Source organism: Henriciella pelagia (assembly GCF_002088945.1).
Classification (GTDB): domain Bacteria; phylum Pseudomonadota; class Alphaproteobacteria; order Caulobacterales; family Hyphomonadaceae; genus Henriciella; species Henriciella pelagia.
Map to the genome: position 1 here is coordinate 188,365 of NZ_NCSU01000015.1, position 15,703 is coordinate 204,067.

Consider the following 15,703-nt stretch of genomic DNA (forward strand, 5'->3'; position numbering starts at 1 on the left):
TCCATGTTCAGAGGTCTCAGCCGTGATCTGGGTCCGGCATTGCGTCCGTTTCTTCAGAGTCATGCTCTTCCATGTCGCCGGCATCGTCGAGCGAGACGCTGATGTCGCCATCCTGCGCAAGCGTCGCGGTTTCGGTGAGGCCTTGAGGCTCTCCGACCACGATGAAGGTGAAGTTTTCCGGCTTCAGATACTTGGCCGCGATGGCATTCACATCGTCCAGCGTGACGGCCTCGACCAGTGCGTTGCGACGGTCGAAATAATCGACACCCAGCTCTTCAAGACGGACGCTCATCAAGTTCGAGGCGATCTTGGAGTTGCTGTCGAATGAGAGCGGATAGGAGCCGGTCAGATACGCCTTTGCATCAGCCAGTTCCGGTTCAGTGATCCCGTTTTCAACGATGTCAGTCATCTGGGTCTTGATCCCGGAGATGAACTCGCCAACGCTCTCATTCTTGGTCTGGCCGCCACCGCCCCATGTGTTGAGATGGTCACCGGTCGAGACGCCAGTATAGATGCCGTAGGTCAGGCCCTTTGCGACGCGCAGATCCTTCATCAGGCGGCTTTCGAAACCGCCGCCGCCAAATGTGTAATTCAGCACATAGGCGGGGAAGAAGTCCGGATTGTCGCGTGCCGGTCCGGGCGCGGTAAAGGATACAAGGCTTTGAGGCTGTGGCAGGTCGACAACAATCGGCGCGCTTACAGGCTCATTCAGCACCACGTCCTCAATCTCAGCCACGTCCGAGCTGTCCGGAAGGCCTGCCAGCGCGGCGTCGAGCAGCGGCGCGAGTTCCTCCGGTGACATGGCTCCAACCGCGGTGACGAGCAGGCCATCGCGTACCATCACCTCGTCCTTTCGGGCCGCAATCTGCTCCTGGGAAATAGCAGTGATGCTCTCTTCGCTGGTTTCTCGCGAAAACGGATGATCAGGCATCAGCACCTGATTGCGCGCCCGACCGGCGAGATAGCCAGCATTGGTTTCCCGTGTGCGAATGCCGATCAGCTGCTCACGCTTGAAACGCTCAATCGGGTCGGCATCGAAACGCGGCTCGGTCATGGCAAGCGCGACGAGTCCCATGGCATCGGCGACATTGTCGGTCAGCATGCTGGCTGAACAGAAAGTCGCTTCATCACCAGACCCGCATCCGAAGCTCATGTTCAGCTCTTCCATGCGCGTCGCAAAGGCCAGGGAATCAAGCTCGCCAGCGCCTTCATTCATCATGTAGGTCATTGCATCGGTCAGCCCCTCAAGGCCTTCCGGGTCGGTTGCGGCGCCTGTCTCCCAGGCCATGCGGAGCGCCAGGATGGGGATGGATGGCTCTTCCACCAGCCAGACGGAAATACCGCCGGGCGTTTCGAATTGCTGGATGCGGGCGAAGTCGCCCTCATGCACCATCACCGTTAGTTCGTCGCTTGGCGTTGTCGCAGCCTCGATGCTGGTCGATGGGGCCGCGGTTTCTGCCGGTACCTGACAGGCTGCCAGCAGGAGCGCCGCACCAAATACGGCCCCGAAGGCAGGTTTCGTTCTATTCGTCATCCTGGCTCTCCTCTTCCGGAAGCAGGTGGGCTTCAATGTAGTTCTTGTCCGCTGCAAGCACGCGGCGAAGGGCTGCGATGGCGTCTTCGGCCGTCACGCTGCGAATGTCGTCGGGATAATTGAGGACATCAGAAACAGTGCCGCCAATTGCCAGTGTCCGACCATATGTGTTCGCCAGGCTGACCTGGCTGTCACGCTGGTAAATGGCGCTGGCTGCGAGCGAATTTCTGGAGCGCTCAACCTCTGCATCGGTAAAGCCATTGGCCAGCACATCGGCGACGACTGCCATGTACGCGGCTTCAAGCTCATCGAGGCTCACGCCGTCTGATGGAGAGGCGGACAAGACGGCAGGCGCTGTGTCATGCAGGGAAAGCCACGCCCCCGCTGACGCGCTGACCGCGATTTTCTGCTCTTCGACCAGTGCCTGATACAGGCGGCTGGTTCGGCCGCCACCCAGGACATCAAGGGCAACGTCCAGCGCATAGGCAAAATCCTGGTCCTGGCTGTATGAAGTGGACAGGTACCAGCGCTCCCATTCGGGCTGACGAACCTTGGGATCGGAATATTCGATCAGCTGGGTCGCCGGCAGCGGCTCGACCTCACGCCATCCGCGCGTCGGGACCTCGCCATCCGACTTGGTGATCTGACCATAAGTCCGCTCGGCAAGCGTACGCACTTCGTCCGGGGTCACGTCACCGGCGACAACGAGGATGGACTCTGAAGGCGTGTACCACTTCTGATAAAAATCGAGGCCATCCTGCGGGGTCAGCGCACCGACCTCCTCCATCTTTCCGATAACGGTGATGTTGTAGGGATGGTCCTGATAGAGAGCGCTCATCACCTGCTCCTGCAGGATGACACCCGGATTATTGTCGATGCGCTGGCGGCGCTCTTCCTTGACGACATCACGCTCTGAAATGAACGGGCCCTCCGGATCATCATTGATGACAAGGTCCGTCATGCGCTCGGCTTCAAGCTCCATCATCTTTTCAAGATGCTGCTTGGCGACGCGCTCATAATAGGCGGTGTAATCCCAGCTCGTGAAGGCGTTCAGCTGACCGCCATTACGCTGCACGATGGTCGTGAACTCTTCGGGGCCGATATCGTCGGTTTCCTTGAACATCACATGTTCGAAGAGGTGCGCGATACCGGACTTGCCCGGGTCCTCATCGACAGCGCCGACCTTGTACCAGACCATGTGCGTGACGACCGGCGCACGATGGTCCGGAATGACAACGACCTCCATGCCGTTCGAAAGCTCAAATGTGGACGGCGTCGCATCGCCATCTGCCGTGTCAGCATGGGCAGGAAAGGCTGCAACAATGGCCGCTGCCAGACCTCCCGCGAGAAATGTTCTCATAGTCCTACTCCGGTTCATGTCTGGGCAATCAAATTGGAAATGGAACGGTACTTACGTCCCCGGAAGCTTGATGCGCTCGCCGCTGCCGCGGGCAATCGAGACCTGGGCATCGCCCGTCGCAGCGTCCTCGACCGACGCGTCTCCTCGGCTGGAGAGGATGGCGTCTGCATCCTCACGCGATTTGCGGACGATACCGGCCTCTTCATAGTCGATGACGGACCGGATCATCGGATTGACCGCATTGGCACCAGCGGCGGCGACAAGCGCGCGTTCCACAGCGCTCGCATCCTGCCCGATCGTCGTGCCGAAGGCTGTTGCCACAGGCGCGCGGCTGGGATCTGCTTCTGCCGGGACAGTCGTTCCGGCGGTTGGCGGACGCAGGCTGTATTCCGGTGGCACCGACAGCGGGGCTTTGGTCACAACCCGGAACTCGTCCGGTCCTGGCGAGCCTCCACCACCTCCGAAGACCGAGCACCCTCCGCTTGCAAGGAGCGCCCCCATCGCCGCACTGGTCAGAATTGCCTTTTTCATTGGCGTCCTCACTTCAAAAAACACGTTCTAAACACCGGTCGCTTCGCCGGTCTCGTTCCGCGACATTAGAAACTGATCGAGAAACAGCAAGACCGCGCCGACAGTAATCCCAGCGTCTGCAATATTGAAGACCCAGGGAAAGCCAATCGGCCAGTTTGCGATATGAGCCCCGAACCAGGGGCCGGAAAAATCCAGGAAATCGACAACTGCGCCGAACCGGATGCGATCAATCAGATTGCCAATCGCCCCGCCAATCACCAGCGCCAGCGACAGCGCGGTAAGCCAGCGTTCCGCCCGGAACAGCCAGTAGGTAAAGCCTGCTGCAATGCCGGTCGTTGCGAGCACCAGCACCCAGCGCATGATGCCATCCGATTGCAGGGTCCCGAAGCTGATGCCCCGGTTCCACAGCATTGTAAGATCGAAGACGGAGGACAGCTCAATCTTCCCGCAGGCAACCATGACATCCAGGCACGGCACCGCATTGAAGGCAGGATTGCTGAGGATCAGCCATTTTGTGAGCTGGTCCGAGACGATCACGGCGAGAATGACACCGAGCCAGAGCATACGGTTCTGTGCAGTCGCCATCAGGCAGCGCTCCTTATGGCTTTCACCGCCGCCGCATCGCGTGGGGTGATATCCGGATAGGCAGGGTCGGCTGTCGCCGGGTCGAAATATTTCCAGCTACGAGCGCATTTGATGCCGCTCGCCTTCACCGGAACGACAGAGACCCCCGTCGTATCTTCCAGGCGATACGCATCAGCAGGTCCCGTCCCGTGGATCAGCGTCGCACCGGACGTAATGAACAAGTCCGCAGCGCTTTCGCCTTCAAATGCTGCAATGAGGCCCGCATCCTCGATATAGACCTCCGGGGCCGCCTCCAGCGACGCGCCGATCCGCTTTTCGCGGCGCTCGATCTCCAGCGCGCCCGTCACGACACGGCGGACCTTGAAGATTTTCTCCCAGCGCGATGCAAGCTCCGCATCGAGCCAGCTTGCCGACGTTTCCGGGAAGGTCAGCAAGTGAACGCTGTCAGCCCGATCTGCGAAATGGCTCATCAGGAAGGCTTCTTCGGTAGTGAACGGCATGATTGGCGCAAGCCAGGTCAATAGCCGCTCCAGCACCAGGCTCATCACCGTCCGCGTCGCCCGGCGGCGGACATCCGTGGGCGCATCGCAGTAGAGGCTGTCCTTGCGGATATCGAAATAGATGGCCGACAGGTCCACGCCGCAGAAATTCAGCATGGCGGACATGATGCGTTTATAGTCAAACGTCGCATAGGATTTTCGAACCAGCGCGTCGCTTTCTGCAAGCCGGTGCAGGACCCATTTTTCGAGCCCCGGCATCTCTTCGCGTGTGACCGCTTCGCTCTCACTATAGCCTTCCAGCGCACCGAGCAGGTAGCGCAGCGTGTTTCGCAGGCGGCGATAGCTTTCGGCATTCGTTTTCAGGATATCGTCTGAAATGCGAAGATCTTCAGTGAAGTCCGAGCTCGCTGTCCAGAGGCGCAGGATCTCAATGCCGAACTGGTCGGCGACCTGCTGCGGCTCGACCGTATTGCCGAGCGATTTGGACATCTTCTTGCCGTCCGCATCAACAATGAAACCGTGCGTCACAACCGTCTTGTACGGGGCCATGCCGCGCGTCGCGCAATTCTCCAGAAGGGATGACTGGAACCAGCCGCGATGCTGGTCAGAACCCTCAAGGTAGACATCCGCCTGCCCGGTCTGCTCGTCGATGATACCGCGATCGCGAAGCGTGAAAGCGTGCGTCGTGCCGGAGTCGAACCAGACGTCGAGCACGTCATTTACCTTCTCCCAGCCCGCCGGATCTTCGATTCCATCAAGGAATGTCGCCGCGTCGGCAGAGAACCAGGCTTCAACGCCTTCGGCCGCGATGGCATCAAGGATGCGTGTGTTGACCTCATTCGCCTTGTCTGCCGGAAGCGCCACCGTGTGCGGTTCACCATCTGGGCTGACCAGCAGCGTGATCGGCACGCCCCAGTTGCGCTGACGTGAGATCAGCCAGTCCGGTCGGTCAGCGACCATTGACGTGATGCGGTTGCGAAGCTGCGGCGGCACGAAGGCGGTATCTTCCAGCGCCTTGAGCGCGAGATCGCGCAGCGGTGCCGTACCGTCGGAGCCGGCCTGATCCATGGCGATAAACCATTGCGGCGTCGCCCGGCGGATCACAGGGGCCTTGGAGCGCCAGCTATGCGCGTCGCGGATCATGGTCACGCCGCGCGAAAGAAGGTTTCCAGCCTCGGTCAGCAGGCGCATGACCTCGGGGTTGGCCTTGCCCTGCTCGCCGCGCTTCTTGCCAGAGGTACGGATGATATCGAGGCCCTTCAGGGGTTCGGGCAGCTCGTCATGCTCATAGACGCCGTCCTGATTGACGATGTCGCGGATGTCGGACGCCTTGTAGCCATTCGCGATCCAGACGAGGAAGTCATCTTCGCCGTGCGCGGGCGCCGTATGCACGAAGCCCGTACCGGCATCGTCGGTGACATGGTCGCCGGCGAGCATCGGGATGTCGTGCTTGTAGAAGTCGGAGAGCTCGTTCAGCGGGTGGGAAAGACTTGCTATCGTTGAGGGATCAATGTCGGCCAGTCGTGCAAAGTCGGAGACCTTCGCGGCCTCGAATACATTCGAAGCAAGAGCGTCGGCGATAACAAACTTGTCACCTGGCTTCGCAAACGGTGTGAACCCCAGCTCTTCCTCACTCATCACGTCCTTCACGACGTAGAGGCCGTAAGTGATGCCAGGATTGAATGAGACGGCCTGATTGGCTGGGATGGTCCAGGGCGTGGTTGTCCAGATCAGAACAGATGCGTCCATCAGCGCGTCGTAAACGTGTTCGGTATCGACAAGCATCCTGAGTGCTTCAGGATCATTGTCCACATCAAGGCTTGGCATTCCGTCGGGAAGATCGAAGTTCACGTCTTTGACAGGGAACTTCACCCAGATCACCGGCACCTTTCGGTCGTGATATTCGACTTCGGCTTCGGCGAGCGCTGTCCGTTCCACCGGTGACCACATGATCGGCTTGGAGCCGCGCACCAGGCGGCCGGACATGGCGACAGAGAGGAATTCGCGAACCGTGGCCGCTTCGGAATCAAAGTTCATGGTGAGGTATGGGTTGTCCCAGTCGCCCTCGACGCCGCAGCGGCGGAAGCCCTGCTTCTGCACCTCGATCCATTTCGCGGCATATTCCCGGCAGGCGGCGCGGAACTCGTCGCCCGGCACATCATCCTTGCCGCGCCCCTTGGCCCGGAACTCCTCTTCCACCTTCCATTCGATGGGCAGGCCATGGCAGTCCCAGCCGGGGATGTAAGAGGCATCATAGCCCAGCATCTGATGGCCGCGCACGACAAGGTCCTTGAGGATCTTGTTCATCGCGGTGCCGAGGTGAATGGGCCCGTTCGCATAGGGCGGGCCGTCATGCAGGATGAAGGGCTTGGCACCGCGCGCCTTCGCATCCTCCCGCATGCGGTCGTAGAGGCGCATCTCGTCCCAACGCTCGATCCATTTCGGCTCGGCCTTTGGAAGGCCGCCGCGCATCGGGAAGTCGGTTTTTGGCAGGAAGAGCGTGTCGCGGTAATCGTTGCCCGCGTCCGTCGTCGTCTCGTTACTCATTGTCTGATCAGTCTCGAATTAGCAGTTGTCCTGGTTTGCAAAGGGATAGCCCCGGCTTCGCCCGACGCCTCTAATCGAAGCAGGTCATCGCAAAGCCGGGCGGCTAATTCGAATCGCGGAATTCATGGCCGGTTTCGTCATCACGCTTCGGCGTCTAGCAGAGCCTTCCCGCAATGTCATCCGTCCGGCAGCAAGTCGCCAGCCTACTCTTCGTAGAACATGTCGATGACGGTCGGGACGATCGCGATGAAATTGTCGAAATTGATCTGGATGTTCTCTTCGGTCATGCCGCCATCAAGGATCACATAGCGCGAAATGCCGAGCGTATTGTCCAGCTTCCAGACACTGACAGCCGCGCGCCGGATATTCGCATCATTGATCTTCTCAAAGGTCACAAGATCATTGGCGTCGAAGCGCGCATTCATGTTGATGCCGGTGCAGACTGAGTCCGTGCAGGCCGTACCGGTCAGATAGTAGACGATCCCGTCATCGCTCTCTGCGCGAACGGACACATCTCCCGCTTCGCCATAACCCAGGACCTCGTGCCCCTGAGCCTCGACAAATGCCGTCAGCGAGTCCTCGGTAACAGACGTGATAATATCCGACCCTTGCGAAAAGGCTGGAAGTGAAATCGCGGCCGCAGCCAGCGCGAGTGTCGAAAGTTTCATGAACATCCCCTCTTAAATGTCTTTTCACTTTGGAAGAGGTCGGGCCGAAAGTCACCCCCGAGGAAATATTCAACCTGAGAGTTTCGCCCTGGCGTCCGCGCAGTCGCGATGCATCTGCTCGACCATGTCGTCGAGGGAGGAAAAGTGCAGCTCCGGCCTCAGATAGTGATGCAGCGCCACTTCAAGGAAGTGGCCGTAAATGTCGCCCTCAAAGTCAAAGATATACGCTTCAAGCAGTGGGTCGCGCACGCCAGTGGTGGGCGTACGTCCGAAGTTCGCAACGCCCGGCAACCACCCCCCATCCCGGTCAATCCGTACTTTCACCGCATACACCCCGTGACGCGGATGAATAAGGCTGCCGAGGTGGATATTGGCTGTAGGGAAGCCAATGGTGCGGCCCCGCTTTTCGCCATGCTCAACCGCGCCATCTGCGATCCAGGCATGGCCCAGCATGGCGGCGGCTTTCTCGGGCTCCCCAGAAATGAGCGCCTCCCGGATCGCTGTCGACGACGCCTTGGCGACGTCGACCCCTTCCACGCGGTCAACAATGGTCACATCGAATCCAAGCGACCGGCCAAGCGATGACAGACGCGCGGCGTCGCCCATACGGCCGCGGCCGAACCTGAAGTCAAAACCCACCGCCACATGGCGCACGCCAAGCCCCTCATGCAGCACGATGCGGCAGAATTCCTCATCCGTCATCGACGCCATTTCGGCATTGAACGGCAACTCGTAAACCGCTTCCGCGCCAAGCTCGATCAGGCGCGCATTGCGCCGGGCCGGCCGATAGATGCGGAAAGGCGGATCGTTCGGCCGGAAGAAGGCGCGAGGTGGCGGCTCGAATGTCGCCACGCCAAGCTGGAGCGCATCGATGCGTGCAGCCTCAATCACCGCCTGGTGGCCGGCATGCACTCCATCGAAATTTCCCAGCGCGATGGAATAACCCCGGGCAGCTTCCGGCAGACCGCGAAAGTCGGCAAACACCGCCATCAGGCGTCCTTGCTCGGCACCATGACCTTGGCTTCGCCCGCAACAACCGCCTTGTCATTGACGAGACAGGTGATCTTGAGCGTGACCCGGTTTCCGCGCTCGAACATTTCGGTGATTTCGGCGCGCGCCGTCACAGTGTCACCGATGAACACCGGCCGGCGAAACCGCATTTCCAGATGCGTGAAGATCGCACCCGGGCCGGGAAGGTCATTGCCGAGGATGCCGGAGATGTAGCTTGCAGTGAGCGCCCCATGGGCGATGCGCTGCCCAAAGGGCGTGTTTTTGGCGTACTCGTCGTCCATGTGGATCGGGTTGTAATCGCCCGAAACCTTGGCAAACAAATCAATGTCTTCTTCGGAGATCGTGTGATGCGTCTCGTGCGACATCCCCACGCTCAATTCCTCGAATTTGTAACCGTCCTTGACGCTCATCAGCGGTACTCCGATCTTCAAAACCTGTTTCTGTTACATTGCGGCGCTCGCCACGTCACCATCTGAGGGCGGGCATCGCCCAGTGGGCTGTCGTGCCATAGTCGTCGAGCAGGCCAATCAGCTCCTGCTCGAAATCCTCGCTATGCTGGGCAAGTCCGGTGCCAACATAGAGGCCATCATAGCCGTGCATGAGGGCACCGCGCATATCGGTGGCCGGGCTGTCGCCGATGCACAGCACGGCATCCGGCGCGGCGCCCCGAATGGCCTCGGCCCGTTCAGCTGCAAGCCGGTAGATCGCTTTGTGGGGCTTGCCGGGATAAATGACCTGCCCGCCTTCATCCTCATAGATTTCCGCCAGCGCGCCAGCGCACCAGACCAGCTGATCCCCCACGCGTACCTTGATGTCCGGATTGGCACAGATCATCGGCAGGCCGCGATCCACGCCCTGCCGCAGGATCTGGCGATAGTCCTCCGGGTCGTCGTTGACCTGGTCCTGCAGGCCGATGCAAAGCAGTGTTTCGGCTTCATCCGGCTCCACAAAATCGAGGTCGAGGCCCTTATAGAGAAAGGCGTCGCGCTCCCAGCCGGAATCGACACCGAGGCGCCATATCTTCTCGTTGCGCCGTCGGCTCAGCTCTTCGCGCGTCGCGTCGCCGGATGAAACGCAATCGTCGAACGCGTCAACCGGCACGCCCATCGGCTCGAAATAGGAAATGACCTGCGCCTTCGGGACAGGCGCATTCGTGATGAGGATGACCGTGCCGCCCTGCTGCCTGAACTGGCGCAACGCATCGCAGGCCGGAAAGAACGCCTTGCGACCATTATGGATGACCCCCCACACATCGCAAAAAATGGTGTCGTAGCGGGACGCGATCTCGGACAGGCCGGCGGGGAAGTCTGGTTTTTTCATGCGAGAAGCTCAGTAGAGAGGGCGGCGCGAGCGGTCAAACCCTCGCCGTCATCTCACCCAAACGCCGACAGCTTTGCCATGAAATCAGCAGGCGGTGCTGTCTCTTCCATCAGCGAGGACTTGATGGGCTTGGGCGCACCGAACACATGCCCCTGGCCATAAGGAATCTGGTACTCGAGAATCTCGACAACGCTGACTTCCTCTTCGATCTTCTCAGCGACCAGCGTTACGCCGAAACGCGAACAGACAGCCGATACTTCTTCGCCCTGAATGCGGCGCTGGACATTCGAGACTGGCCTTGGACCGGACGGATTGCGCAGCTGGTCGATGAGGTCGTCGCCCTTCATCTTCACGAAGCGCACGCCAGCATCCTGTAGACGCGGCAAGTCAATGGCGAGATCGCTCGCATGATCAATCGAGAAGCGGAAACCAAGCGCGGTCAGCTTTTCCATGCTGGCACGCAGTTCGCGGGAACGGTTTTCGAAACGGTCTGCCGGAATTTCAAAGATCAGCGCACCGGAGAGATCGCGATTGTCGCGCATGAAGTCCAGGAATTGCGGGAAGAAGTGCTGATCCGTCAGCGAATGGGTGGAAATGTTGCAGAACACACCGACGCGGCGATCCCGTTCCGACAGGCGGCGCACAATCTGCACGCAGCGGAAGAGCAGCATATTGTCGATAACGCCCATCAGGCTCGCGCGGCGGGCCGCATCGAGGAACTCTGCCGGCAGGATGAGCGAGCCATCGGGGCGACGAAGGCGCGTAAAGCCTTCATAAAACGCAACGCGGCGTTGAGGCAGGGACACGATCGGCTGAAGATGCAGATCCACGCGGCCATCCTGCAGCGCGTCCTTCACACTGCGCAACACCGCGTCTTCCTGCGGTCTCACATCAGCCGAGCTGGATTCCGAGAGCCGGTTCTCGAAATTGCGCGACAGCCTGTCGATCAGGCCTTCAAGCTGGCGCATCTCCGTCACCAGCGCGTCGCGGCGCTCTGTCAGCTCATGCTTCAGCGTTGATTCCACGCTTTCGGTGCGTGCTTCAATCATCTCGAGACGCTCTCGGGCAGCAGACTGGGTCTTTTCCAGTTGCTGGATGCGGTCATCTGCATCCCCAATCTTTGTGACATGCGCGACCAGCAGGTGAAACTGCCCCAGAATCGCAGTGGTTACAGCCCCCAGAGCGGTCGACACGGGAATGCTGAAACCGGCATAGGAATGCAGGCCGAAGCCGAGCGCAGCTCCAATCGCGACATAGAAAAAGAACAATATTCCAATCATGAATCCGGCAGCCCCAAACTCGTTTAACCTTAACAGCTAGGTGTCAAATGTTAACGAATTGGTAGCAATAGGCCTGATTTGGGACGCTTGCCAATGTTCAGTGCAGAGTTGCCCACAGCGTGTCACAGAGGACACACTTTCAGATCGCATGCGGATCAAAATGACAAGACGTTTGACTCAGACGCGAACGACGGTAGTCATAAAAGGCGACCCGCGCCTTGATGTCCGCGGCCAGTTTGGCCGGACGGGGGCGTCTCGGGGGAGACCGGGGTCCTGTCAAGGCAGGACCCCGCAGCTTTTTAAGGCCTGACTATCCGGATATTTTTGTCACCGTCCTGAGCGGCCAGGACAGGTCTGCGGTCTCGTCGTCACACGCAATGACTGTTTCGGTTCGCGGCGCGGCCTCATACTCCGCCGCAAGCGGTTCGGGACCGGCGCAAGGCTTCAGCACAAGGTCATGCCAGTCGCCGCCCAGATCGCGGTAGCCGACGCGATACGTCGTGCGTGAGCCGGCCCCGGCCACCCCGACCACCTTGAGATCGCCCGTATCGAACGCCAGCGCATTTGAAATCACCTCAACCCCCGGCTGAAGCAATGCGGCGTTGAAGCCGCCGCGTGGGGCCCCCTCTTCGACAAAGCTGAGCGCATCGGGCTGTTCGAAAGCGACGTTGAGAGCCTCAAGCATATCGCCCAGCCCCTCGGGCCCGGCAACCGTCAATGCCGCGGCGCGTCCGGCCCGCCATCCATGGTTCCGCACTTCATCGAGCCCCTCCACATCGCTGGGCATCAGCGAGAACAGGAAGGCACGATCGAGCCCTGCCAGCCGATCCGGCGACACTTCATTTGAAACGCCGGCAGGCGCACCAAACAAAAGGGACTTGCCGCCAGCGAGCACAAGCACGCAGGGACTGCCGCCTGAGCCACCGCATGGCAGGAGGGCAAATTCACTAGCCCCGATGACTACCTCCTCGACCGGCTGCGCCGATGTGGCGACGGCATCAGTCGAGCCATCGTCGCACGCCGACACTAGCAGCGCGGGCACCATGAGCCAGCCCAACCACCTCACAGGGGCTGCCCGCCGATTTCTGCTGTATTCGGTTCATTGATCACTGGGTTCTCCAATACGCCTACATTCTCGATCTCGACCCGGAAGCGGTCTCCCGCTTTCAGCCATCTGGGCGGCGTATGTCCCGCGCCAACGCCGGCGGGCGTACCGGTAAAGATGACGTCGCCGGGTTCCAGAGTGAAGGCAGCGCTCAGATGCGCAATCTGTTCCTTCACATTGTGGATCATGTCACCGAGCTTTGCGCTCTGGCGCAACTCGCCATTCACATAGCCCTTGATCTCAAGCGCATCGAGATCGCCGACTTCATCGGGTGTCACCAGGGCAGGTCCGAAGGGCGCGTGCGTATCGAACCCCTTGCCCATGATCATGGTCGGGCTCGCCTTCTGCCAGTCTCGTACAGATGCATCGCACCCGCAGGAAAATCCTGCAACGATTTCCATTGCACGCTCGGCTGGCACATGACGACCGCTCTTGCCAATGATGACAACGAGTTCAGCCTCATAGTCGAGCATTTTCGAGACCCGCGGAACATGGATCGGATCTCCCGGGCCGGATGCGGCGGTCGCCTGCTTGTTGAACCAGACTTGCACCTGGGGCCTGGGCTTCTCAGCGAAGCTCGCGCTCTCGGCCACGTGCGCTGCATAATTGAGGCCGATTGCCAGTATCTTTCCGGGCCGCAGAACAGGCTGACGCAGGCGCACCTGGTCCAGCGGAATAGCCGTCCCTGATGTTGCTGCGTTTTTTTTCGAGGACAAATCCCCAAGAAAATGGCTCAGACAACGAGGTGCGAATTGATAAACCTGTTGATTCTTCAACGGCCCACACCACAATTTTCCGTCAACCTCGAAGTTCACCCATTTCATTGCTTCGTTGCCTTGCTGCTACACCTCCCCGAAAACGTCCGGACCAAGAGTGTATTCAATGAGTCCACAGCGCTAATCGGGGCCAAACTAACGTCTACTAAGTCTATCGGGGATATCAATGGATTCAGGGATCAAGTCGCAGACATGCAGCCTTGCAGAACTACTGGCCCGTGATGTCGAGCTCAAAATGCCCCCATACCAGCGCAGTTATGTGTGGGACGTGGACGAAGTTGGCGAACTTCTCGGAGATCTCAGGACGGCCGCCGCCGGACGCCGGCACCACTTCATCGGTGCGATCGTGCTCGTCGATGTCGACGAATACACGTCGCTGGTCGTGGACGGGCAGCAGAGGCTGACAACGCTCACCATGATCCTCGCCGTGCTGCGCGACCTGGAAACCGACGAGAAACTGAAGACCAATCTGCATGCACTGATCGGCGATCGTGACAGGGCTCGCAGGGGCGATGACCGCGCCTGGCGGATGACACTGAACCATGTCGACAACCCCTTCTTTCGTGAGGCGGTACAGGAAGAAGGCGCCACGCAGCGCCGCGACATCGAGACCGAGGAATCCTCCAATCACAATCGCTTCCAGACAAATCTCGAATGGCTGGAAAAGCAGATAAAGCCCATGTCTTCTGCCGAACGGCTCTCCCTGTTCGAGACCATTCGCGACCGCGTCGTCGTCGTGCGCGTGACCGTGCCGAACCGCAATGAAGGCAATGAAGTCTTCCGCGTGCTGAACACGCGGGGCAAGGCACCTAATAGCCATGACATCATCAAGACGGAAATCCTGCAAAAAGCGGACGTCCCGCTTGAGGATGCCAACAAATATGCCCGCGAATGGCTGGATTATGAGGCCCAGCTGGGCGGAAGCGGCCTGAATGAGCTGCTGAACATCATTCGCCAGCTCTACAGCAAGGCCCAGAAGGGCAAGACCTCGGACTTCGCCAAAGTCGTTCTGTCCAAGGTCGACGCGAAGACATTTCTCGACAAGGAACTGCCCCGCTATGTCGACGCTTATAGGACCGTTCTCAAGGGCGACCCTGACCTCGGCGACAAGAGCGCTGCGGTCAAGACGGCGCTGGATCACCTCAGGCTCATTGACCATTCCCTGTGGAAAGTCCCCGCGGTCGCCTATCTCTACCACAACTCGCACAAGGAAGATGAAGCGCTAAAATTCTTTCAGCTGCTGGAGCGGTTCGCATTCGTCATGATGCTGCACATCACCGACCGCACACCCCGCCAGAAGCGCTACACCAAGCTCACCCAGACAATCCTTGCCGGCAAACCCCTGCTCGACGGCAAAAGCGTCCTCCACTTCTCGAAGGATGACCAGAAAAAGGTTCGTGACCGGCTGAGCGGACGGTTCGGCAATTTCTCACAGCGCCGGGCCATTGCGCTCCGCCTCAACGCCGCTCTTGAAAATGGCGAAGCCGTCAGTCCCGAAGACGACGCAACGGTCGAACATGTGCTCCCGCGCGCCGTGCCGGAAGATTCCTTCTGGAACACGGTCTGGCCAAACGGCCCAGTACAGCGCGAGCTCTGTGAGACAGTCGGCAATTTCGTGATTGTCCCCCAGCACATCAACCGCGCGGCTGATCGCAAGGACTTCCGTGAGAAGAAGAAGATCTTCTTCGAACAGGGGGGCCGCATCTTTTCTCTGACGGAAGATCTCAGAAACCGGCAGAGCTGGACCGCTGAAGATGTGCGCTCGCGCACCGAACAGCTCGTGGACATCCTGATGATGGTCTGGTTCTCGGACCTGGATGAATAGCGGTGGCGAAGCGGGTCAGCCGATCCGCCGCCGCTGTCTAGCTGCTGGCAGTCACGCCCTGAGAACCTGACGCATAGGCGCTCGCAAGCTGGTCCGCGGAAAGCCTCGCAGCGTCAATGGATGACGCGAAATGGACCAGGGCGAGTTCGGCACCAGTCAGGCCCGTATTGCCACGCGCCCCGGCAATCCCGGCGGCTTCGGAGAAGCTGCGATAGCTTTTCTGCGCGACGACGAGCGCGCTTTCGAAGCTGATCACATCCGCGCGAGAGACTTTCCCCGTCAATAGCAGCTCTTCGGCCAGGAGATCGAGCTGCTGCAGGGATGTCGCGGCTTGGCGCGCATCTGTTTCGATGGTCCGGAAGACCTCTTCCACGGCAAGGTCACCCGCGCCAATCTTGTCGCCATAGCTTGCAGGCGCCCGGTCGGTCTGTTCCGATGCCCCGCCAAACAGGATGTTGGCGAAGTCTGCGAGGCCCTTGGATTCGGACACCCAACCCTCAGCTTCGGCGTTTACCTTGAAAGTGGTGGCCGACTCTCGCAATGCAGATTGTTCACTGGCCAAGCTGGTTTCGACAATCGCTTCCTTCGAGACCATCGATACGGTCGCGCACCCTGACAGAAGCAGGATTGACAGAGAAGAAAGCACTTTCATCATCGACAA

At 59.7% G+C, this 15,703-nt stretch carries 14 protein-coding genes; 1 reads left to right on the forward strand and 13 read right to left on the reverse strand.

What is annotated here, in order from left to right; translation table 11 throughout:
- Window positions 1–16: 16 nt before the first annotated feature.
- The 12 genes from B8746_RS15480 to B8746_RS15535 all read right to left on the reverse strand — a co-directional run bounded on the left by B8746_RS15480 (window position 17) and on the right by B8746_RS15535 (window position 13,157).
- Window positions 17–1,534, reverse strand: a complete 1,518-nt coding sequence (locus B8746_RS15480; protein WP_084394606.1) for a M16 family metallopeptidase — start codon at window positions 1,532–1,534, stop codon at window positions 17–19.
- On the reverse strand, window positions 1,524–2,894 hold the full coding sequence (locus B8746_RS15485; protein WP_084394607.1) for a M16 family metallopeptidase: 1,371 nt from the start codon (window positions 2,892–2,894) through the stop codon (window positions 1,524–1,526). Before B8746_RS15485 ends, B8746_RS15480 begins: the two co-directional genes overlap by 11 nt.
- A gap of 51 nt (window positions 2,895–2,945) precedes the next feature.
- A complete protein-coding gene (locus B8746_RS15490) occupies window positions 2,946–3,425 on the reverse strand; it encodes a DUF3035 domain-containing protein (protein WP_084394608.1) in 480 nt (159 codons plus the stop codon).
- A gap of 27 nt (window positions 3,426–3,452) precedes the next feature.
- Window positions 3,453–4,010, reverse strand: a complete 558-nt coding sequence (gene lspA / locus B8746_RS15495; protein WP_084394609.1) for a signal peptidase II — start codon at window positions 4,008–4,010, stop codon at window positions 3,453–3,455.
- On the reverse strand, window positions 4,010–7,057 hold the full coding sequence (ileS, locus tag B8746_RS15500) for an isoleucine--tRNA ligase (protein WP_084394610.1): 3,048 nt from the start codon (window positions 7,055–7,057) through the stop codon (window positions 4,010–4,012). Before ileS ends, lspA begins: the two co-directional genes overlap by 1 nt.
- Before the next feature lie 203 nt (window positions 7,058–7,260).
- The gene (locus B8746_RS15505) at window positions 7,261–7,725 is read right to left on the reverse strand and encodes a YbjN domain-containing protein (RefSeq protein ID WP_158084663.1); all 465 of its coding nucleotides are present in this window, start codon (window positions 7,723–7,725) and stop codon (window positions 7,261–7,263) included.
- Between the two features lie 69 nt (window positions 7,726–7,794).
- Window positions 7,795–8,715 carry a riboflavin biosynthesis protein RibF gene (gene ribF, locus B8746_RS15510; RefSeq protein WP_084394612.1) on the reverse strand — a complete coding sequence of 307 codons (921 nt, stop codon included), beginning with the start codon at window positions 8,713–8,715 and terminating at the stop codon, window positions 7,795–7,797.
- Window positions 8,715–9,146 (reverse strand): MaoC family dehydratase, encoded by a 432-nt coding sequence (locus B8746_RS15515; protein WP_084394613.1) that lies wholly within the window; start codon window positions 9,144–9,146, stop codon window positions 8,715–8,717. Before B8746_RS15515 ends, ribF begins: the two co-directional genes overlap by 1 nt.
- Before the next feature lie 55 nt (window positions 9,147–9,201).
- A complete protein-coding gene (locus B8746_RS15520; protein ID WP_084394614.1) occupies window positions 9,202–10,056 on the reverse strand; it encodes a TIGR01459 family HAD-type hydrolase in 855 nt (284 codons plus the stop codon).
- 53 nt (window positions 10,057–10,109) lie between these two features.
- Window positions 10,110–11,336 (reverse strand): EAL domain-containing protein, encoded by a 1,227-nt coding sequence (locus B8746_RS15525; protein ID WP_084394615.1) that lies wholly within the window; start codon window positions 11,334–11,336, stop codon window positions 10,110–10,112.
- Between the two features lie 310 nt (window positions 11,337–11,646).
- Window positions 11,647–12,381: a hypothetical protein gene (locus tag B8746_RS15530; protein WP_158084664.1), complete on the reverse strand. Its 735-nt coding sequence runs from the start codon at window positions 12,379–12,381 to the stop codon at window positions 11,647–11,649.
- Between the two features lie 17 nt (window positions 12,382–12,398).
- Window positions 12,399–13,157 carry a fumarylacetoacetate hydrolase family protein gene (locus B8746_RS15535; RefSeq protein WP_233124386.1) on the reverse strand — a complete coding sequence of 253 codons (759 nt, stop codon included), beginning with the start codon at window positions 13,155–13,157 and terminating at the stop codon, window positions 12,399–12,401.
- A 226-nt stretch (window positions 13,158–13,383) separates the two neighbouring features.
- Here B8746_RS15535 and B8746_RS15540 point away from each other — a divergent pair, with 226 nt between their 5' ends.
- Entirely contained in the window at window positions 13,384–15,042 is a 1,659-nt protein-coding gene (locus B8746_RS15540) for a DUF262 domain-containing protein (protein WP_084394618.1), read from the forward strand.
- A 37-nt stretch (window positions 15,043–15,079) separates the two neighbouring features.
- Here the strand turns inward: B8746_RS15540 and B8746_RS15545 are convergent, their stop codons facing one another.
- Window positions 15,080–15,697, reverse strand: a complete 618-nt coding sequence (locus B8746_RS15545) for a hypothetical protein (RefSeq protein WP_143434624.1) — start codon at window positions 15,695–15,697, stop codon at window positions 15,080–15,082.
- Between the last annotated feature and the right edge of the window lie 6 nt (window positions 15,698–15,703).